This is a genomic window from Methylobacter sp. Wu1, assembly GCF_036553575.1.
Taxonomy (GTDB): domain Bacteria; phylum Pseudomonadota; class Gammaproteobacteria; order Methylococcales; family Methylomonadaceae; genus Methylobacter.
This window is the reverse complement of record NZ_JAZHOC010000035.1, coordinates 1-21,464: the sequence shown is the minus strand read 5'-3', so window position 1 is coordinate 21,464 and position 21,464 is coordinate 1. Positions and strand designations below refer to the sequence as shown.

Annotated in this window: 17 protein-coding genes and 2 pseudogenes; 7 read left to right on the top strand and 12 right to left on the bottom strand. The window is 48.5% G+C overall.

The features are described from left to right. Positions 1-62 precede the first annotated feature (62 nt). Positions 63-926 (top strand): annotated as a pseudogene (locus tag V2P20_RS04230) (IS5 family transposase). A gap of 73 nt (positions 927-999) precedes the next feature. On the opposite strand, the gene V2P20_RS04225 reads toward V2P20_RS04230, so the two are convergent. Beyond that, positions 1,000-1,458, bottom strand: coding sequence for a hypothetical protein (locus tag V2P20_RS04225; protein ID WP_331816435.1), 459 nt, complete (start codon positions 1,456-1,458; stop codon positions 1,000-1,002). 82 nt (positions 1,459-1,540) lie between these two features. Then, positions 1,541-2,047 (bottom strand): hypothetical protein, encoded by a 507-nt coding sequence (locus tag V2P20_RS04220; protein WP_331816433.1) that lies wholly within the window; start codon positions 2,045-2,047, stop codon positions 1,541-1,543. A gap of 262 nt (positions 2,048-2,309) precedes the next feature. On the opposite strand from V2P20_RS04220, the gene V2P20_RS04215 reads away from it, so the two are divergent. Then, positions 2,310-3,434, top strand: a complete 1,125-nt coding sequence (locus tag V2P20_RS04215) for an autotransporter outer membrane beta-barrel domain-containing protein (protein WP_331816431.1) — start codon at positions 2,310-2,312, stop codon at positions 3,432-3,434. A 365-nt stretch (positions 3,435-3,799) separates the two neighbouring features. Here V2P20_RS04215 and V2P20_RS04210 read toward each other — a convergent pair. Next, positions 3,800-4,415, bottom strand: a pseudogene (locus V2P20_RS04210) (IS6 family transposase). A gap of 205 nt (positions 4,416-4,620) precedes the next feature. On the opposite strand from V2P20_RS04210, the gene V2P20_RS04205 reads away from it, so the two are divergent. The 3 genes from V2P20_RS04205 (at position 4,621) to V2P20_RS04195 (ending at position 7,311) form a co-directional block, all read left to right on the top strand. After that, positions 4,621-5,844, top strand: coding sequence for an O-antigen ligase family protein (locus V2P20_RS04205; protein WP_331816429.1), 1,224 nt, complete (start codon positions 4,621-4,623; stop codon positions 5,842-5,844). A gap of 851 nt (positions 5,845-6,695) precedes the next feature. After that, positions 6,696-6,971 (top strand): hypothetical protein, encoded by a 276-nt coding sequence (locus V2P20_RS04200; RefSeq protein ID WP_331816427.1) that lies wholly within the window; start codon positions 6,696-6,698, stop codon positions 6,969-6,971. A 106-nt stretch (positions 6,972-7,077) separates the two neighbouring features. Continuing rightward, a complete protein-coding gene (locus V2P20_RS04195; protein WP_331816425.1) occupies positions 7,078-7,311 on the top strand; it encodes an MbtH family protein in 234 nt (77 codons plus the stop codon). Between the two features lie 334 nt (positions 7,312-7,645). On the opposite strand, the gene V2P20_RS04190 is transcribed toward V2P20_RS04195, so the two are convergent. The 5 genes from V2P20_RS04190 to gshA all read right to left on the bottom strand — a co-directional run bounded on the left by V2P20_RS04190 (position 7,646) and on the right by gshA (position 15,784). After that, the gene (locus V2P20_RS04190) at positions 7,646-10,390 is read right to left on the bottom strand and encodes a response regulator (RefSeq protein WP_331816423.1); all 2,745 of its coding nucleotides are present in this window, start codon (positions 10,388-10,390) and stop codon (positions 7,646-7,648) included. Positions 10,391-10,395: 5 nt separating this feature from the next. Beyond that, positions 10,396-10,920 (bottom strand): YfiR family protein, encoded by a 525-nt coding sequence (locus V2P20_RS04185; RefSeq protein ID WP_331816421.1) that lies wholly within the window; start codon positions 10,918-10,920, stop codon positions 10,396-10,398. 52 nt (positions 10,921-10,972) lie between these two features. Beyond that, positions 10,973-13,048 carry a TonB-dependent receptor plug domain-containing protein gene (locus V2P20_RS04180; protein WP_331816419.1) on the bottom strand — a complete coding sequence of 692 codons (2,076 nt, stop codon included), beginning with the start codon at positions 13,046-13,048 and terminating at the stop codon, positions 10,973-10,975. Positions 13,049-13,443: 395 nt separating this feature from the next. Further along, complete coding sequence (locus tag V2P20_RS04175; RefSeq protein WP_331816417.1) at positions 13,444-14,175, bottom strand: phosphoadenylyl-sulfate reductase; 732 nt, start codon at positions 14,173-14,175, stop codon at positions 13,444-13,446. Positions 14,176-14,194: 19 nt separating this feature from the next. Then, positions 14,195-15,784: a glutamate--cysteine ligase gene (gene gshA, locus V2P20_RS04170; protein ID WP_331816415.1), complete on the bottom strand. Its 1,590-nt coding sequence runs from the start codon at positions 15,782-15,784 to the stop codon at positions 14,195-14,197. 82 nt (positions 15,785-15,866) lie between these two features. Between gshA and recQ the strand changes: the two genes are divergently transcribed. Then, positions 15,867-18,020, top strand: coding sequence for a DNA helicase RecQ (gene recQ / locus V2P20_RS04165; protein ID WP_331816413.1), 2,154 nt, complete (start codon positions 15,867-15,869; stop codon positions 18,018-18,020). A 93-nt stretch (positions 18,021-18,113) separates the two neighbouring features. Continuing rightward, on the top strand, positions 18,114-18,842 hold the full coding sequence (locus V2P20_RS04160) for a helix-turn-helix domain-containing protein (protein WP_331816411.1): 729 nt from the start codon (positions 18,114-18,116) through the stop codon (positions 18,840-18,842). A 231-nt stretch (positions 18,843-19,073) separates the two neighbouring features. Here the strand turns inward: V2P20_RS04160 and V2P20_RS04155 are convergent, their stop codons facing one another. The 4 genes from V2P20_RS04155 to V2P20_RS04140 all read right to left on the bottom strand — a co-directional run bounded on the left by V2P20_RS04155 (position 19,074) and on the right by V2P20_RS04140 (position 21,234). Continuing rightward, a complete protein-coding gene (locus V2P20_RS04155; protein WP_331816409.1) occupies positions 19,074-19,880 on the bottom strand; it encodes a DNA/RNA non-specific endonuclease in 807 nt (268 codons plus the stop codon). 145 nt (positions 19,881-20,025) lie between these two features. Further along, positions 20,026-20,478, bottom strand: coding sequence for a DUF1249 domain-containing protein (locus V2P20_RS04150; protein WP_331816407.1), 453 nt, complete (start codon positions 20,476-20,478; stop codon positions 20,026-20,028). Between the two features lie 8 nt (positions 20,479-20,486). Continuing rightward, positions 20,487-20,891 (bottom strand): 6-carboxytetrahydropterin synthase, encoded by a 405-nt coding sequence (locus tag V2P20_RS04145; protein ID WP_268119490.1) that lies wholly within the window; start codon positions 20,889-20,891, stop codon positions 20,487-20,489. A gap of 43 nt (positions 20,892-20,934) precedes the next feature. Then, a complete protein-coding gene (locus V2P20_RS04140; RefSeq protein ID WP_331816401.1) occupies positions 20,935-21,234 on the bottom strand; it encodes a PilZ domain-containing protein in 300 nt (99 codons plus the stop codon). Positions 21,235-21,464: the final 230 nt, after the last annotated feature.

Genomic DNA, 21,464 nt, shown 5'->3' with positions numbered 1-21,464 from the left:
GTTGATAAAAAAATTGCGTATGGAAGAATTGCGGATTTTAACGCTTTAAGTACCGTCATAATTTGAACAGATTAGCCAGCTGGAAAGTTTCCGATGGTTTTTGGGCACGTGTAGAACCGTTGATACCTCAACCACAGCGAGATCCCAACAAAACTTACCAACGCCAAGCCGGGGGCGGAAGAAAACCGCTAGCACCGAGGCAAGTATTTGAAGGGATCATGCATGTGTTGCGAACCGGCTGCCAGTGGAAGGCGCTGCCAAAAAGCGAATTCGGGAGCAGCAGTTCGGTTCATCAGTATTTTCTGGACTGGGAAGCCGCCGGTTTATTTGAACAGCTATGGCAAAGCAGTCTGCGGGAATACGATGAAATGGAAGGCATAGCCTGGGAATGGCAAAGTTTGGATGGGGCGATGGTCAAGGCGCCTTTGGCATTGGAGTCTGTGGGCAGAAACCCGACGGATCGGGGAAAAAAGGCAGCAAGCGCAGTCTCCTGACGGATCAGAAAGGCGTGCCGCTGTCTATTGTCCTCAGCGGCGCCAACACGCATGATGTCAAGCTGCTGGCGGCCACTTTGGACGCCCTGGTCATCGAACGTCCAGAAGTCGAAGATAGTAAACAACAACATCTTTGCCTGGATGCGGGCTATGTCGGTAAACAGGCGAGGCAATAGGTGCTGGATAGAAACTATGTCCCCCCATATTCGCCCCCGAGATGAAGAGGTCGAATAAAAAGCCAAAAACCCCGGTTTCAAACCGAAACGCTGGGTAGTGGAAGTCTGCCACGCCTGATTTAATCAGTTTCGGAAAATACTGGTCCGCTATGAGAAAATGGAGCGGAGTTATCTGGGGCTATTGATGCTGGCTGCCTCTGTGATCGTTTTTCGTAAAATTAAACGACAAAACCAACTCAATATTATTTACGGATAAGCTCTTAGCTCTTGGCCTATGGCTAGGACTGCGGAGAAGATATTCAAACTTCAAGGAGCCGGCAATAGTTGGACTATACTTTACTTGAGGACGTTATGTTTAAAACGGCAAGTCCATGCTTAGCAGAACCTGTCGCAGGATGATAGGTTGCAGCCTTAAAAAAAGAACTTTGGATAATCGCTTTTGGTTCGGACTTCACTGCCGCAACAATTACGTCCCAAATCGCTTCCGCACGACTAGCGTCAACTCCAACTTCGTCCGCAATAAGTGCCACAGCTTGCTTTCTAGTTGATGCATCAGAAAACGCCATTTCTAACGCACGCCAATCATCTGTTCCAATTGCACGATCAAAAGCTTTCTGCAAAGTAGGTATCCTACACACTGCTTTTCCAATAAGGTAACCAACAGCACCACCTGCAAGCATTGCTGGTAAGGTTAGTGTGCCTCCCGATACTCCGCTACCAATAGCCATAACAGTCATGCCAATGGCAGCAGAACTTATCTCACATGCGGTTTTTCCTGATGTTAACATCTCAATCTCCTAAAAATCAGAAGTTTTTGTTATACATTCGAAGCATTGTGATCGAACGCTTTGCTGAGCAATGCAGATAGTTTCAGCAACGACCTGTACCACGATGGAAGCGCTCTGCTTTAATAGGCACAGCCTCCAAGAGATCCAAGTACTCATGCCAATTACTGGGGGTTATCCCATCAATCTGAACTTGCAAGAACATGTTGGCATTTCTGAAATAGGAGTACTGATCAAACGACAGTCTACCCCCGCTTGGCGTGAAATCGACACCTTGATATTTGTCGTGAGCTATCGGTCCGATCTTATATTTGACACCCTCTAGAACACGGAACTTTGCCAGATAACGAAAGTCGTTGTCCCAAAGAGCTGCATTTAATTCTCTTTCCAGCATGTCAGCAGTCCAATTGATTCTTGGAGTTCCGGCAATCTGAGGTGTAAAGAAAAAACGGCCGATCATCTTCGATAAGTTACCATGTGCACGGTAGACGATCAGAATTGTTCCCGATTCTACTTGTTTTTGTGTAGGGTTTTCATCGAATCCGTCCTTGATAGCTTCTGATGTCCGTTCCTTAATTTTATAAGACCGCATTTAAAATCTCCGATACGCGATAGTTCCAAAGTCCGACGCAATATATACGACATCGGTTATCTTGTAAAAAAATTCTAAATTAGTGATGCAGTCCACATATTTTATCTATAAAATATGTTTAAGCCATTTTTAAGGTAAATAAATTGACTTAAAAATAAGCAATAACAGACATTCCATTTGTTCATTTTTGAATCGCACGATAACGATAATAATAATTAATCTACTTTAGTCTAATAAAGTTTTAATATAAGGTAAGAGACAGATGAGTTTTATAAAAATAAAACAGCTCCCAGTCGCTGCATTTGCAATTGGATGCGGTGCCCTAGCCGCGTTATCTCCAGATTGGCGGGGCGAATTGCAAGCGGCAGGATATTATCTACAACCAAATGAACAGTTAATTAAAGAACAGCAAGATATCAGCGCGGTTAATAATGCTTTAACTATTAATTTACAGCTTAATCGTAGCACTACACAAATGAGTCAATCATTAAACTCCATGCGAGATATGAGGCAAAATCTAGCCAATGGTGGCGGCGCAGGTGATGGTTATGCGCTTATGGGACCTTTTGGCGTTTATGCTAATGCAGGAGGTACCTTTGGTAAGGTTGATAGTAAAACTAATACTTCGGGTTTCGATTTATACAACCGGAACTTCAATGGAGGCATTGATTTTGCTGTGAGTGATAATTTTGCAACAGGCTTTTTATTTGGATATACGAGTTCTTCGGCTGAACTTTTTAGCTCTGGTGGTCGACTTGATGCAGATATTTTTAGATTTTCCCCTTTCGTTACACTGGCTCCAACTGAAAATACATATATAGATATTGCCGCTGGTTATGCGAGACATGACAATAATTCAAAACGTAATTGTCAGTATTGTCCGGGTTCTGCAAATGCAACATTCGGTACGGATGAATTCAATATACTGACAGGTTTAGGGTATACCCATAGTTTTGGAGCATGGAGTTTACGCGGCTACGGACAAGCAAGTGCCATCTACTTAAATATTAACGGATATAAGGAGATGGGGAATACTCAAATGGGATTGCTTGATGTACCCGATCAACATATTACATCTGTAACAAGTACATTTGGTGGAGAATTGAGTTATGCTTGGAGCTTGCCTTTTGGAGTAGTTACGCCCCGTGTGACGGGGGAATGGGTGCGGGAATATGCTAATGACGCCCGCGTAACTCAGGCCCTGATTCAGGGGGGCGGCACCACTTTAATTGCGACAAATGCAGGAGAAAGAGATTGGGGTAATGTCGGTGCTGGTTTTCTAGTTACATTACCAAATGGCTTGTCGGCAAACGTGGGTTATAATGCTCTCATTATATCTGGTGCCTCTAACCATACTATTGAGGGCGGGCTAAGGTTCCAATTCTAGGGTAATATTGCGATGATGAAGGGTTGTGTACGTCAACACCGTTGACTTAAATGATTTGTGCTTCGATAGGATTTGTAAAACTGTTTAAATGCGAATTAAGGGCTGAATAGAAGCCTGTTCATACCGTTAAACTATTGAGGAAGACACCACTCACCTTCAATACATCTAAAGTAACGCATGAACTGGCAAGACCGCTTAATAACGATTTATCTCTCTGTTTGCAAGCATTATCAAGAAAAGCTTTGGGTTTATAGCTAAAGAATGGGGCTGTCGCAAAGTTTAGCTCAAGGCGAAGACTGCCTGTCCTGGAGGCAGGGCTATCCTGCTAAAGCCATGAACTGCTGATAGGCCGGGATGCTTCGTTATTAGTATAGTTGTCCTTTTCGGATCATGTATGCTGTTTCAATGCCATCAATCGTTGCTTTCGCTGAATGCCAAGCCCCAGACCCCATCGTTGGTTTAGTGATTTTTTTATGGATCGGTGATCTTGCTCAATTAAATTGTTCAACTATTGGATTGGGTAATTGTCTATAAAACAGGTCAATCCAACTAGTATCAGCAGAAAGTTGATATTCTCTTACCCGGCATAATTGCACCGCTTTTATCCATGACGATTTTATGCGTAAACCCATTGGCGTTGATGGCATTTACAAAGAATGAGGTCATTGCCGCTTCGTCACGGTGTTCAGACAGCATAAATTCAACGTTATTGCCGAATTTGTCGATAGCCCCGGTATAAGCCCCGCCGGTTTTTAACCTTGACGTAGGTTTCTTCATCCGCCAGGAACTTGTCGCAGTACGTATACGTTTTTTGGCTTTAGTGGCAATTAATGGAGAATAATCGACAACCCAGTGATTAAGTGTTGCGTGATCCACATTAACACCGCGGTCTTCCATGATGTCTTCGAGATCACGGTAGGAATAGAAAATACTGTATAAAATGACATCCTTGGGGAAATGCACACCTTTAAAACTGATCATCAATCCGCTTATTTGCTTAAAAGTACGCATTGTCACTGAATCGGTAAAACTTTGCGACAGAGCCCTTCGAAGCACATCCTCAAAAGTGTACCAAGCCAAACGGTTCACTAAGCTATTTTCATTGTTAATATTGTAAATTCGAGCTAAAACTTATCAAAATATCACCAATATTGTTGTTAAATTTTATTTTTCTCAAGCAGAAGGCATGATGGACTTAAAGACCATTCAAAATGAATGCGATGTTGCTGCTCAAACGGTTTGTTGGGGAGTAAATCTAGCCATAATTGGATTTTGCTTTAATTTTCAGTGGGACATTCCGCTTATTGTGTTAACTATAGTTGGCGTTATTTCTGCGTCAATAGAAGCAAAGTATACATCTCTATGGCGTCAACCTATCATCATCGCATTGAGTCTATTTATTCTCTCAGGATTAGTTTCGATTATTGTATCTGATGACATCGAAAGAAGTTGGCGAATGAGCCGAATATTTTTGCCCGCCATATTGATTTTTATTCTGATTGCACAGCATTTCAATTGGCGGGCTCTCCAAAATCTTTGCATAGTATTTACCATACTAACAATTGGGCTTTCCATGGCATTGATTTGGATAGCTCTATCTAACTGGATGCAAACTCCGACTGATTGGATAAAATCGTTAGGAAGTCCCATGCTAGTTGTTCCTAACGATGTTACTTTATTTTCGACACTAATGCCTTTTTCTTTGGCCCTACTGTTGCATAGAAACAAACTTATAATTCACATTTTGGCGGCGCTGTCGATCATTCTCGGTTTAATGTCCATGGTTTTGCTTAAAAGTCGAGCGGCGCTCATATCAGAGATCGTTGTAATTATCTGGATGTTGTTTTTTTTAAAACCAAGATACGTTTTATTTTTCAGCTTTGGCATAGTATGCCCCCTGCTCATGGTTGATTGGCTGATGGGCTTTCCACTGATAGCCAAACACGGTTTTCTTGCAGATACTCGGCTTCGAGTTTGGTTGGCAGCTTGGCGCATGTTTTTGGACTCCCCTCTTTGGGGTCATGGTCCTCGCACTTTTTTGCTGTTCTATCAAGATTATTTACCAACAACCGAAGCGTTAGCATGGCTACCCATGCCCATAGATAATCGCTTGATGCCGTGGGCGCATAATCTCTACCTAGAGCTGCTTGCTGAACAAGGTATAGTAGGTTTTGTCACATTTATCTATTTGCTTTATGCTCTTTTTTCTACTTTATTGCATATTGTGAATATCGAACAAGGCATTATCCGTACTTTTGCTATTTGTGTCTTGGCAAGTCTATGCAGTTACTGTGCAGCGGCTATTCTTGAATCGAGTTTTTTACGACAGTGGATCGTAATAATGTTTTTTATATTGTCAGCTATTACCTGTTTACTTTCCCAACATAAATCGACTCGCATGAATTTTTAGCGATCTGTTCGACAATAGTCTGTGACTTATAGGGGCTGTAAGCCCAAACCCCGGAAATTTTGTAATACTTTAAATTACAATGGCTTATGCTAGCCAATATAGCATCCAAGTCTATCGGCTTCTTATTGTCGCGGAAGGCATAGTGTCCCAGGAAGTGGATGTGTTGCCATGCTACTGGAGAGATTCTTTTTAGGATAGCCAGTGCGCTTTGGTTGTCCGCAGACCGATACCGATCCAGCAACATCGAGAGCATGATTGAGTTATAAGCGATCACCACGTTGGCAATGAGCCTGCCGCACTGGTTACTGATTGCAATATCAAGGTCGGTTCTGCCAATGAGTTGCTTTTTGCAGCTTACGTTTGCCCGGCTGGTTAACATGGGCACGATATATGCTAAGTTAAAGGTCGAGCTATCAGATGCATGCTGGGGCATTGACCAGACGGGAAGCGCTGCCCTTTATCAGTTGAGATGAAAATGGGCCCAACTTAACAAGCATTTTTTTCGTCATCGACTGAGGGAAGCTTGTCATAAGATCGTCATATAGTTAGGTTACAGTATGGTCAATGATTTAAGAAAATCTTAAGTTTTTGTACGAGAGGGCGAGGATTAGCCCGGATATAAGGATATAGGGAAGCGCCATGACAGGAAAATATGGCCGGATTCCCAAAAGAGACACCTGAACGGTTGGCGGCGCCTTAGGCATCCAATGGATACTTCGGCGGCGACGATCGCAGAAGGAATTTACCGAATGCTTTAGGGAGTTTGAGGAAACGCTACGGTAAATAATCTCTCATTCTGATAGGTTCAGGATGGGTTATGTTAATAATACTAAAAATAGAGATAATTAATTATGAAAAACAAATTGATGAAAACATTGGCAGCGGGTGTTCTTTTAACTGCAACGGGTTTGGCTTCTGCTGAGCCTGTGGCTTTGACTGATGCTCAGATGGACAATGTTTCAGCTGGTGCTCTTTTGGGGCTGGACGCATTGGTGGGTAGCACTCTGACTCTGGTAAACGGTCTTCTGGGATCAGTAGTCACTACAGTAGACGCAGTATTGCCTGAAGTAAGTTTGCAAGCCGGCGCGACTGTTACTGTAGGCGCTGGTTTGGCATTATCTTTATAAGCCAAGCCCTTGCGCATGGAGTACCCCAGGCTTTCAATGCCTGGGGTACTCCAGTACAAATGTCAAAAAGCCATTGCAAAAATTTAATGACGGAAAGGAACGATTCATGAGCCAGGGCAAGGAAGATGATTGGATGACCTATAAGGTCGTTGTTAACCACGAACAGCAGTATTCAATCTGGCCAGACTTTAAGGCTATCCCGGACGGTTGGCAGGCCGTCGGCAAGGCCGGGAGTAAAGAAACCTGTCTGGCGTATATCAAAGAGGCATGGAGCGATATGCGGCCTTTTAGTCTCCGCAGCCGGATGGATGCTGCCAGGCAGTCAGCGGCAGCGGGCTGAGAGTCAGTTCAGCTGGCCCGGGAGCGGACGCACATGCGGGAGCATGTGCCTGGTTCCCGGTTGTAAGCCGTCAGTCGGCAGCAAAGATGCTGTCTATTTTTTCACAAACAGGGTAGCGGGTTCCCTCGTCTTCAAGAGTAACCTATCTGCGACGCCAGGTGCGCGAGCTTGGATCGGCGATAGCGCCTCATTTTTGTCTCTACTAAAAATTCAGTGTTGAGCAAAGCGATTCCGTTGAGCTGAATCACTAAGGATTTTTTGCAATTTCCAAGTAAAAATATTCTGCTTCAAGCAATAAAAGCCGTGATTGTGGGCAAGTTTCTTCTGGCGGGTATTATTGCTCCGACTCAGCCAATTGTTGCAGGCCCATGATGACTTCGGTGAGATGGTGCTTGAATTGCCGCAAATCCTGCTGGTTGACGGATCGATTCTTCAATTGTTCATAAAGCGCTACACAGCTGTCATTGACGCTGGAGATGGATAGGTTGGCGCAAATACCTTTCAGCGCATGCACCCAGACTTCAGCGGCGGTCCAGTCTTTTTGTTCCAGATGGTCTTCCAGCAAGGATTCCTTGCCCTGATAGCTTTTATAAAACAGCACGAGCAGCTTTTTGTATTTTTCTTCATCGTTGCGCAGCCGCGACAGGCCGCTTTCGACATCTATACCGGGTAATCGATAATTCAAGAGTGTGAGGCCGGCCGCATGATCTTTGGTTGCAAATTTTGTTCGTCCTTTGCCGAGCTGGTCGAATATTTTTTTTAATTGGTCGATGTCGATCGGCTTAGTCAAAACGTCGTTCATGCCGGCCTGATAGCATTGCCGGCAGTCGCTTTCGGCTGCAAAAGCCGTCATGCCGATGATCGGCAAAGCTGTGAGATGGAGCTGGCGCCTGATCTGTCGCGTCGCCTCGAAACCATCCATTTCCGGCATTTGAATATCCATTAACACCAGATCGATTTTTTCTTTTTGCAGAATTTCCAGCGCTTCGCGGCCGTTGCCGGCCTCCAGAAAATGCTCTACCTGATCTTGAAGGATGTCCATGATCAGCAGGCGGTTAATATAGTAGTCATCGACGATCAACACGTTGAATAACTTAGGTGTCTGGGTTGGACGGGAAAAATGAGGCAATATTTGCGGTTCGGTTTCTTGCTGGTTCTGCAGCAGATGCCGGCAAAGCAGTGTCCGATCGAAAATGGGCGTTTTCAGGTAATCCACCTGTGTGACCGTTTCGGAGAACTGTTTGACGGCCTGTTCGCCCAACAGGCTGTCCATCAGGGAAATCGAAATGTCCGATAATTGTGGATCGGTTCTGATTTGGCGCACCAGGGCAAAGGCGTCAATATCCGGCAGGTTCCGGCTTATCAGCAAATGGCGGTAGTGGCGCTGCGCCAGCAAAGCCAGCGCTTCATTGCCTGTTTCGGCGCCGTCGACGCTGCATCCCAACGATTGCAGCAGCTTGAGCAGATGTTCCCGGCTCTGTTGGCGCGATTCGACGACTATGACGGCCGGCATCGACGCAGCAGAACGGCTGATAATAGCATCATCATAGTCGGGTAGTGCTGATTTGATCGGCAGCGAAAAGGAAAATCGGCTGCCTTGCCCTGGGTGGCTGTCAACGTTCAGATTTCCTCCCATCAAGGCGACCAGTTTTTTGGAAATGCTGAGCCCGAGCCCGGTGCCCCCATATTTGCGTGTGATTGATACATCAGCCTGGCTGAAGACCTCGAATATCCTGGCGATGGTTTCGCGGTCCATGCCGATGCCGGTATCGCTGATGACGAAAGTCACCTGCGCAGCTGAACCCATTGCACTGGCAGAGATGGACAGGCGGATTTGCCCCGCTTCGGTGAACTTTATCGCATTGGTCAATAAATTGATCAGCACCTGTTTTAAACGCAGTGAGTCGGTCTCGATGAAGCGGGGCACAGTCTCAGAGATGTCTATGATGAATTCAAGCCCTTTTTCTACAAATTTGGCGGTCAGCATTTGGACGATGCTGCTCAGGATTTCAAATAAATTGCAGTTCTGATAGTCCAGTTCCATTTTGTTGGCATCAATGCGGGAGATGTCGAGCAGGTCGTCGATCAAGGCCAGCAGCAAATCGGCCGATTCAAGCGCCCGCTTCAGCTGCTGCTGCTGATGGGGGGATTCCGATGCATTCAGCGCCAATTTGGTAAACACGACAATGGCATTCATCGGGGTGCGGATCTCATGGCTCATATTGGCCAGAAACGCCGATTTTGCCCTGGATGATGCCTCAGCCGCCTCTTTGGCTTCTTCCAGCTGACGGGTTCGTTGATAAACCAGGTCTTCCAATTGAAAACTGTATGTCCTCAATTGGTGTTGAGCATGATCGCGCGCCGATATCGCACGGTGGATCTGCTCCAGCAGCTGGTTGAAGGCGGCCGCCAGCTGTTCGATTTCGGCATAGCTTTTATTCTCTGTTCTCAATTCATAATTTTGCCCTTCGGTAACGGTGCTGACAAAGCTGGCCAGCGACTCGATCGGTTTCGAGATAAGCTTTTGCAGAATGTAAGATAAAAATAAGGCTACGAACAGGGCGAGAAGGATTACAAAGGCCACTACCATCGCCGAGCGGCTCAGCAACTGCCAATAACGGGAAAAATCGGCAAACAGGATTACATGGCCGATTTTATTGGCATGCGAATAAATGGGGCGAGCATAGGCTAGATAGCGCTCGGTTTCGCTAGAGGCAGGGCTTTCGGTCAAGAATTCGCCTATAGCCGCTGTCGTAATCGGCACATCGCTGCCGGGGCGCTGATAATGGGCAAGAATCTGTTTTTCGTCGTTCAGTAATAATGCATAGATGACCTGAGGATCGTATTTCAATGAGGCTAACAAGTTGTTGGCCTCATCCTTATCGCCAAACACAATGACGGCCTGGGCGTTATCGGCTATGACGCCGGCCTGGATGGTCAGACTGTTGTTCATGTCCTGCTTCAACTGCACCATCCGGAAGGTTATGAACAGCAGGCCCGCTATCAGGAGCACGATAGTGCTGGTCAACATGATGACGAAGAAGAGCCGGTTTTTGATGGAGCGTTTGTTCTGAATCATGGTGGCTAATCGGCTAAATGCAATAATTGCGCTCTTAATTCCAGACCGGCCCTTTTGGCCGCCTGTTCATTGATAGCGAAGCGGATTCTGTTTTCCTTATTGTAAAGATATATCATTCCGCCCTGTCGGTAAAATGCCTCGGTTTCTCCGACAGTCAGGACCGGATAGGAAGCCACGGCTTGTAAAAAGGGCTTCGGCGTCTGGATGTGCCTGGGCAAATAAAGCAGATGACAGGCAGACAAGTCGTCACGCAGTTGTACCTCGGCCACTTCTATTTTATGCTGATTGATTGATTTGTCGGCCAGGGCTGTTTTCAGGGCTTCGCTCATGCCTTGATCGCCGGCAACGCAAAAAAGCATCGGCTCAGAACCGGTTGGACTGAGTTTGGACGGCGGCCATTCCACGAACAGCGATAACCTGAAAAGATAAGCCGCCTTAATCGTCAGCTCCCGATGCTCCATGGCCCAGCCTTGGCTCAACAGCAGCGCCGATATGAAAACCGACTTCGTTAGCAACTGCAAAAAGCGCATAATCGATTTTATCTTTTCAATTTATCAGGCTGACGGAAGAGAGCGGGCATCATCAATACTGATAGGACAGTTTCAGCATGATTTCCCGAGAGGGGCCGGGCAGGGCAGGATGGCCGCCATTGTAAGGCTGGACGTATTCGTATCGCTCGTTAAAAATGTCATAGAAGCCTAGTCCGACTTCCAGTCCTTTGGTCAGCAGGTTCTGATAGCGGAAATAAACGTTGGCTATCCAAGCTGGTCCGTGTTGCGTCAGGAGCTTGCCGTTATAGCCGTAACGGTCGCTAACGAACATCAAGGTCGGATTGATGGAAAACGATGGCGTTATATTGGCATGGGCATTGAACGTCACTTTATGGGTAGGAAAGCCAACGTTGAGCTGGTCGTGAATCTGCTGGTCTTGGGCGGTCAGGATTTTGTATTTGCCTGCCGTGTTGCGGATCGATTGATAAAAAGAATAATCCAGTTCCAGATAGCCCCAATCTTTGGCGTTGTAACGCAATCCGGTTTCGATCCCGCGGGTGCTTTGGCCGGCGGCGTTGATGTAATAATCAGCGTTATTCCTGGTTTCATCGACCTGATACAAGATGATGTTTTTGCTGCGGATATCGAACAGATTGATGGTTAGATCCAGATTGTCGAGCAATTCATAGCCGAGCTCTATTTCTGCCGTGTAGGTCCTTTCGGGAGCCACCTGGCTGATTTTTTCATCCTCTGGCAGGATAAGATTGTATTCCACGTTTTTTTGATAATTACCGCCGGTCGGTATGCGAAAAGCCTCACTGTAAAGGCCCTTGAAATGAAATCGGCCGAAATCTTTGGTCAAGGCAAAGCGTGGAGCCAAATTGGTGCCATATTCATTGTAGGCATCGAAGCGCAATCCTGCCAACACAGTTACCCAAGGGAAAGCATAGCTGGCTTCAGCATAAGCGGTGTAATCGCTGAAGGTCGGCAAAGGGGTGTCCAAACCGACTTCTTCGGGCACACGGATGTCGAATTTGTCAAAGGAGAAACTGTTGCCTAATACCACGTAGTTGCCTTCATCGGATGCGAATGTGGTTTTGGCGTTGAATTTATAAGAATCGACAAAGACTTGTTCGCGCAATACTGATGGGCGGCCGTCAAAATACTTTCGGGTGCGCTCCCAGGGATTCTGACGGGAAAATTGGGCGTTGAGATCCAGTTGTATGGCCTCGGTAAAATCATGCTGATAATTTAGATTAGCCGCATATGTCATGAACCGATTGGTCAGGTATCGGTCCGGTTCGCCTTTGTCGTTTACAAAAATTTCGTCAGCAAAACCGTCGCGGCTATCGACGCTGTAATCATCGGCGAGAAAGCGGAAGTCAAGGTCTTTGTACTTGACGCCCAGGTTGACCATCCCTGACTCCAGTTCGTTGTTGTCGGCCATATCAAAGCTTTTCCCTGTAGCGTCATGATAGATCCGGTCGCTCCGATGGGCCTGGCCATATTTGCCGGATAGCGTGACTTCCCAGTCATCCCATTTTTTGCCGGAGACAAATTCCGTGACTTTCCGGGCTTCGCCGCGCTCAAAGCGGCCATATGCTCCGGTCACTTTGACGCCGTCTATCTGCGCGGCGCTTTTGCTGATGATGTTGATCACGCCCATTTCCGCAAAATTGCCATGAATGATGGAGCCAGGGCCGCGGATGATTTCGATGCGGTCGATTTGATCGACTGGAAAATGATTGCCGAACTGGGTCGTTCCAAACCGGTGCTCGTTTAAATTGATGCCATCGATGAAAACCGCGACTTTGCCTTCATGGGCTTGAATGCCTCGAATGCCCAAGCCGACGACATTGGAGGTGTCGACGCCGAAACTGAAACCGGGCACCAGTTGCAGTACGTCGACCAGATCCCGGGCGCCCATATTACGGATTTCCTGGCCGGAGATCACGGTTACAATGCCGGCTGCCTGCCTGGTGCAAGTCGCTTTTTGATTGGCGGACAAAAAAACCGGCACTTTGCCCAGTTCCGACAGATCCAGGTCGACAATATCGTTTTCGGCGACCGTGTCGCAGGACAATTGCTCCGATGCTAAAGCGCTCTCGTGCAAAGAGAAGAGCGCGAATAGACAGCTTGCCAAGTTTTTTATTGTTTTACCTTTCATCGCTTTATATACGCCTCAAAACGAGGAACAGCTGTGAAGTATTGCCAAGCGCTGCCTGGGTTACGAGCCATTCAAGGCTTGGCAAGAGTGTCCGACCGCCTGATCAGTGTTTTATTGCATAAATTGTCATTTAGAACGATTTGATCGGCCGCCGCGAAAACAAAGGCATTTCCTGCCGATACACGATTCAGTTACGTCCTGGGGCGTGCTTTTTACTGGATGGATATGGGCACGATTTCCTTAGCTCGTAGCCTGGGTTGCTTTTGCGGAAACTCCGTTTCTTTGTTGTCGCAGGCCGGGTTCGTTCCTCAACCCGGCCTGCGGATTTTTGCTGCTAAAAAATTATAGAACAAGTAGGCCCGTAATAGCGATAACAAGCCGGCTGCATCGCCTTTTTACTCGTTTTTGATCTTTACATTGCCGGCATGCAAACCGCACTCTTTTTTTGCTCCCGCTTCCCACCACCAGCGGCCGGCTCTCTCGTGCTGATTAGGCAGGACGGGCCGAGTGCAGGGCTCGCAGCCTATGCTGATGAAGCCTTTTTCGTGCAGCTCATTATAGGGCACCTGCCAGGCCTCTATGTAATCCCAGACCTGTGCCGAACTCCAGTTGGCCAATGGGTTGAATTTGACCAGCGTGTGCTCAGGCGTTGAGAACGCCGTATCCAGTTGCACCTCGGGAATGGCTTGTCGGGTATCGGGGCTTTGGTCTTTCCGCTGGCCGGTGATCCAGGCGTCCAGATGCGCCAGCTTGCGTTTTAATGGCTCTACTTTACGGATGCCGCAGCATTCCTGGTGGCCGTCTTCATAGAAGCTGAACAGGCCCTTGTTTTTCACGAAACGGTCCAGTATGTCCCGGTCCGGCGTCAGCAGCTCGATGTCAATCTGATAATGCTTTCTGACTTTCTCGATGAAGCGGTAGGTTTCAGGATGCAGGCGACCGGTATCGAGAGAGAAAACCGGGATGTCTTTCCTGATCTTGACGGCCATGTCGATCAGCACGACATCTTCGGCGCCGCTAAAGGAAATGGCGATGTTGTCGAACAGCTCCAGGGCTTTTTTGAGAACGGCGCGCGGGTTTTTCTGGGCCAGCTCGGTTTGTAAAGTATCGATGTTGAATGCAGTCATGAAGGTCAGTGATATAAAGTCAGCTTTGTGCGAAATACTGTCTTAAAAATTCGTCAAAAGGCAGTTGGTCGCGGCTTTCGATTTCTTTTTGTTTGTCCAGCGATTGCTCGGCGAGTTCATTGAACCGTGCAGTATTCTTGTCATCGAGCTTGTGTTGCCGGAAGTACTGTTCATGCTCGGCCGATTTGTTCAGGGAGAAGCAGCCGAACTGCTGTTGCTGATGTCCCATGTGCTCCAGTATGCGCGCCGATGCGGTCAGGTCGGGGTTGCCGACGATTTCTTGCTGTTGCTTGAGAGCCTGGCTGTAAGGTTTGCCGGCATCGTCGCCGTCCAGGATTTCGCAGACCGGCTGCATGTCGGCGAGAATTTCGGCGGCCCAGTCCTGTAAAAGTATTTTCTTTCCACCCCTTTCAAGTTCCAGTCCCGGCTTCCTGCCGAATTGCGCGACGGCCAGCTGATTGGCGTTGTTGATGCGGAGGTCCTGCTCGGAAATCAAGGGGCTGTCTTTCAGCAGACAGGTCAGCAGCAGCGCTTCTATGAAACGGGCTTTGCTTTCATCGATGCCGATAGGGGTGAAAACATCCAGGTCAAGCGAGCGCATTTCCACATAGCGCACGCCTCGGCGCTTGAGCGCCAGGGTCGGCTTTTCGCCGGACTCGGCTATCTGTTTAGGCCGCATCGTGCTGTAGAATTCGTTTTCGATCTGCAGGATATTGCTGTTGAGCTGCAGATACTGCCCGTCCACGACCGTGCCGATTTTTTCGTATTCCGGATAAGGCGTGGCGATGGCCTTGCCCAGGCTGGCGACATAGCCGGACAACGAGTTGTAATCGATCCGCAGGCTAGCCTGATTTTTGCTTTTATAACCGATATCGCTCATGCGCAAAGAGGTCGCATAAGGATGGTATAGGGTGCCCGGATCGAACTCCTGAAACCCGGCCATCAGCGCCGGCCGGCTTTTGAAGAAATTCTTGCAGATGGCAGGCGAGGCGCCGAACAGATACAGGATCAGCCAGCCCAGACGCTGAAAATTCCTGATCAATGCGAAATAGGCATCGGCTTTGAACTGTTCCGGACTGACATCCGGTTTTTCCAGTCCGTACAGGACGGGCCAGAGGGCCTCGGGTGCGGAATAATTGAAGTGTATGCCGGCAATGGCCTGCATGGTCCTGCCGTAGCGGTGCCATAAACCGTGCCGGTAAATGTGCTTCATGCGGCCGATATTGGACAAGCCGTATTGTGCAATCGGTATGCTTTCATCACCGTCGATGCCGCAGGGCATGCTCGCGGCCAGCAGCATTTCGTTGTCCAGATTATCGTAGACGAACTGGTGCGTATTATGCAGAAATGTCAATGTGTCCCTGACATCGGCGAACGGCGGCGTAATCAATTCAATCAGGGCTTCGGAATAATCCGTCGTGATATAAGGATGGGTCAGCGCGGAGCCCAGCGCTTTCGGGTGAGGGGTCTGGGCGATAAAACCGTCCTTGGAAATACGAAGGCTTTCTTTTTCAATGCCTTTAAGGCCCTCACGGAGCAATTGCTGCTGGCCGTGTTCCAGAAGGTGATCAAGGCATGTTGAAAGCTTATTATTATTCAAATGAGTCATAGATTGGGCGTTTGTACCCTGTAGTCCTGTATAATTTGGTCTATTATAGAAGGTATTAACTGATTGAAGAAATATTATCGCAGTGAAGGAAGCCGTGCACAGCAAGCCCATTGACATACTCAAAGCGGTTTTCGGCTATGACAGTTTCAGGGGACAGCAGCAGGCCGTTATCGAGCAATTGCTGGCCGGACAGGACGCGCTGGTCTTGATGCCGACCGGCGGCGGCAAGTCGCTGTGCTATCAGATTCCGGCCCTGATCAGGCCCGGCGTCGGCATCGTCATTTCGCCGTTGATCGCGCTGATGCAGGATCAGGTCACTGCCCTGCTTCAGGTCGGCGTAAAAGCCGCCTTTCTCAATTCGACGCTGGATCAGGGTGAAGTGCGCATCATCGAGCAGCAGCTGCTGCGCGGTGAACTCGATCTGCTCTATATTGCACCGGAAAGGCTGACGTCGGCGCGCACGCTGGCGCTGTTCGAACGTCTTGAAATTGCCCTGTTCGCGATCGATGAAGCGCATTGCGTCTCGCAATGGGGACATGATTTCCGTGCCGATTATCTACAGCTTTCGATGCTGCACGAGCGTTTTCCTACTATTCCGCGTATCGCGCTGACGGCCACGGCCGATGAGAAAACCCGGCAGGAAATCATACAGCGTCTGGGGCTTGAACAGGCCCGGCTTTTCCAAAGCGGCTTTGACCGTCCCAATATCCGTTACCGGATCGTGCAGAAACAAAATGCACGGCAGCAACTGCTCGATTTCATCCGTGCCGAACATGCCGGCGATGCCGGTATCGTTTACTGTCTGTCGCGCAAGAAAGTCGAGGCGACAGCCGAATGGCTCAGGACCAAAGGCATCAATGCGCTGCCTTATCATGCCGGTATGACCGCCGATCTGCGGCAGCAGCATCAGCACCGGTTTCTGATGGAGGACGGGCTGGTGATCGTGGCGACGATCGCTTTCGGCATGGGCATCGATAAGCCGAACGTGCGCTTTGTCGCGCACCTGGATTTGCCTAAAAGCGTCGAGGCGTATTATCAGGAAACAGGCCGGGCCGGACGTGACGGGCTGCCTGCCGATGCGTGGATGGCCTACGGCCTGCAGGATGTCATCATGCTGCGGCAGATGCTGGCCGATTCCAATGCCGATGAGGCGCACAAGCGGCTCGAATACCACAAGCTCGAATCGATGCTGGCCTTGTGCGAGCAGGTGCATTGCCGCCGGCAGGCGCTGCTGAGCTATTTCGGCGACACCTTGGCGCAACCGTGCGGCAACTGCGATACCTGCCTGGAGCCGGTCGAGACCTGGGATGGCACGTTGGCTGCGCAGCAGGCGTTGTCGTGCATTTACCGCACCGAGCAGCGCTTCGGCGTCAATTATCTGATCGACGTGTTGCTCGGTAAGGACAATGAACGAATCAAAAGCTTCGGCCATGACCGGCAATCCACCTTCGGCATCGGCAAGGAATTGGACGAAGGCCAGTGGCGTTCGGTATTTCGGCAACTGGTGGCCAGAGGGCTGGTTGCGGTCGACTTTGAAGGCTTCGGCGCCTTTAAGCTGACCGAGGCGTGCCGCCCGATTCTGCGCGGCGAACAGCAATTGATGCTGCGCAAGGATTTGCAGCCCGGCAAGATTAAACGCAGCAAAGGCGAAAGCCGGCAGTTTGTCGGCAGCCAGGATGCGCTGCTGTGGAATGCGTTGCGCGCCAAGCGCCGTGAACTGGCCGATGCGCAGGATGTGCCGCCTTATGTCATTTTTCATGATGCGACCTTGATGGCCATGCTGGAAGCCAAACCTGTGACGCTTCAGCAGATGAGTCTGTTATCAGGCGTTGGTGAACGCAAGCTGGCGCTTTATGGCGATGAATTTCTGGCTGTTATCAGCGAATTTGTCGCGATTGAAAATAACGGGCCGATCGGTTTATCTGATACCATAGCCGAATCACTGGCTTTATTCAGACTGGGCTACAGTGTGGAGCAGATTGCCCGGCAACGGGAAATGCAGGAAACGACCATTTATGGCCATTTATCCCAGTCTCTGGAACAGGGGCTCTTGGCATTGGCCGATGTTGTTGAATTGCCGGAGCCGGAAATCAGGCTGATAGAGGATGCGTTTATCAGTCTGCCGGAAGATCAGAGAAATGCGCTCAAGCCCGTCTTTGAGAGGTTTGGCGGCCGCTACAATTACGGTATTCTTCGTTGCGTCAGGGCCTCTTTGCTTTACCAGTCGCTTTTGTAATGCCTTAGTCAATAAATCGGGCGCGCTTGTGACCAAGCTAAGTTTTTGATAGATTTGTCGCCTATTTTAATGTCCTTTCCTCATACTGACCTTATGATAGATCCAACAGCTCCACATCCATTGACCAGTAAATCAACCATCACGTGTGAAAACTGTAACCTGGATAACATATGTATTCCAAAAGGACTGACCAGTGCGGAGATTGGCGAACTGGGTTTGCTGGTCAACAGGAACAATATCCGCCGGAAGGGCGAGGCGATCTATCATGCCGGCAGCCCATTCAGAGGCATTATCGCCTTGCGCTCCGGCAGCGCAAAACTGCTCAGTTTCGACCAAAGCGGCAATGAGCTGGTCGTCGATTTCATTCTGCCTGGGGAGTTGCTGGGATTTGACGGCCTGTCGGCACAAATTCATAACTGTACGGCTATTGCTCTGGAAACGGTGAATTATTGCCATCTGCCGGCCCATAAAATTGAAATGCTGGCCCTTAAAACGCCAGGCCTAAGTCAAGCGCTGCTGCAGCGTTCCTGCGATCAGTATGACAGCCAGGTGCAAAAGATGATGCTCAGCCGAAGGTCGGCGGAAGCGAGAGTAGCCTGTTTCATTTTGCATGTTTCTGAACGGCTCAGGATGCGGGGGTATTCGGAGCTGGAGTTTCGCCTGAGCATGTCGCGCGAGGAGATAGGCAACTATTTGGGGATCGCCCATGAAACGGTCAGTCGCATTATCCATCATTTTCAAGCGCTGCAGTTGATTGAAGTGAAATCCAAGCAATTGAAAATCATCGATAAAAAAAAGCTGTTTGGCTATTATTCGGAATAATCGCCAAACAGCCCGAAAGCTCGTTGGATTTAAAAATTAGTAATTCTATGTAGGTAGAACTTAGACAAATATGCTGCGTGAGAGGAATTTTCAGCAATTTTGCGCTAAGAGCGAGGCTATTTAAACAAACTTTGCGATATTAAAGTTGAGCCAGATCAAGAAATGTTTGTTTAATAAGCCGAGGCGTCAGATTTTCCCTAGGCAACTTGTCCGGTTAGAGCCTGGCCGCTCTCAATAACGCGGCGGCAGTTTACTGACGGCTGGCAAATCCCACAGCAATGGATCAGCGCTGGCTTCCATGGCATTTTCGATTTTGTCGTCCAGATCAGGAAAAAAGTCCAGACCGGTTTGCGCTTCCAGATGGTCGATAGTAGTTACGAATTGCATCAGCGGTTCTTTGCCTTTGACCGTTTGCGGTATCAAAAATCCCAGTGCAATAGGCGATCCATTAGGATTGGGGCGCGCTATATAGATTTTATAAAACGCATCCGGTACTTCCACTGTCCAGTCTGACGCCAGGCGTTCGACAGTGCCGCTGAATACCGGGCCTGTAACAACCCAGACTTTGCCGAATCTTTTGGTGAAATGCTGGATTTCGACTTCCTCCAGGCGTTGCCATACCCGCTGGTTCAGCTTGGATTTCTGCGGGCTGATGTTGGTCATTAAGAAGCTGTCGACTTGCCCCTCTTTGCCGTAAAGGCGGCTGATCGCATAATTCGGCGCCATGTGTCCACGGTCATAACCGCTCTGCTGGTAGCTGTCATGGCTGACGCGGTTGATGCTGCGCCAGTCCGTTTCAAAGCGGTTGGGGCGTTTTAAAGATGGGGTATTGTCTGGAGGCGGAGTGAGCGCGTACTCTACCCATAGAGGATTGCCGCGCAAATCCGAATAACCCAGAATAAATCCGTCATTGCGCAATATCCGGAACCAGGTCTCGTAGTTTGTTGCATCGCGGGCTTGAGGGGCGCCCTGAAAAAGCAGGGCCGGACGGGCAATTTTGACTTCATAGGCATAATCGCCGGCTCCGATTAAGATCATCGTCAGCAACAGCACAGGATGCTTGCGGCCAATGCGAAATAAGCTAAGCAGTAGTATAAGCCAATTTAATGTACGGGTCTTTCTGCGCATGGCAAGTTTATGGCGGGCGAAGCTTGGGGTTGCTTTTAGCTGATCTGGCAGGGTTTCATGCCAAGGCTTCTATCGATGGTTTATTGCTGAATTGGTAGTGATGTTTTAAACAGTGGTCCAGCCATTTTTGCAGAAAATAGTTCAGACGCCATTTGTAATTCATGATTTCAATGCTCAAGCCCGGATCTTTGAATGTATGCGGCACGCTTTCCCGGGCATGGTCGCTAAGCACTTCCGCCAGCTGCGCATCAAGATAGATCCTTATTTTTACGGCAGGCTCCAGAAGCTCATGGCGGTTTTTCCTGAAGCAATGGCTTAGATCCACGGTCATGGTATAGGGCGTGCGTTCAATGACTTCCAGGTGCAGCGTGGTTTTGTCAGGTGCAAGACCGATGGCTTGTTCTTTGAAAGCCAGCAGGTCGGGAATCAGCTGGAACAGCTTGCGGTAGTTGGACGCACAGACTTGTTCCAGGCAGAATGACTTGTTGATCGGATTAAGAAGGCCCATAGCGGATATCAGTTCTCACTGTAGCAGGCATAGGCGCTGGCCGTCTCCCATAGTACGACCTGAGCAACATTAAAACCCGCCTGTTTCAGATGTTGATAAATCATTTTGCTCAGCACTTCGGCGGTAGGGTGTTCGGCCAGCGCGAGAAAACGTTCATTGTTTTCAATTAGCATGGGAATGATGGGATCATCCTTGTGCAGCAGAAAATTATGGTCAAGGTGCTGATCAATATAGCTTTCAACACAGTCTTTGATCTCGGAGAAATCACAGACCATGCCTTGCTCGTTAAGTTGCGCCTGCTGTATCGAAATCGAGGCTTTGACGCTATGGCCATGCAGATTCCGGCATTTGCCCGGATGGTTCATTAACCGGTGGCCGTAGCAGAAATAGACCTCTTTGGTAATCGTAAACATAATTAAAGTAAAACAGCTTTGTGGTTTTTAACAGTAAAAGCGATTAATTCCCTTTTATGCTTTGTATGGTAGCGGCAATTTCGTAGCGATCATTTTCACGTTTTGTACTTCTGACTACTTCAATAAAAGCCGTCATCGGCGGTGTAATGGCATTGTGGGGGATCACATTGATCTCCATGGCTTTACCGGGTTCAAAAGAGCGGTCGGCAGTGAATGATACGCTGGCGCCGCTGATCGATGTACAGCGCCCCCGATAATATTCACTCGAGCCAGCGAGTCTATAGATGATATCGCAGTTTACTTCGGTGCGAGCATAGCTGCGTTTTTCATCATATTCCATCATATGATTTCCCCTGCCAAATATTGTTCGTTATCGCGTTTACTATGAGCCATATCGTTTTAGCGGCGCAGTGTACTATAAAAAGTACACGGATGGGTGATGAATTGCAGCAAGGGGCTCATAATGGATTCCGGGGAGTTAGCTGATAATCAGTTCCAACAGTGAACTTAATAACGCTTTACCGCGTTTTCTGGCGTTATGCACAAATTCAAAAAAGCCTAAATAAATGGGCA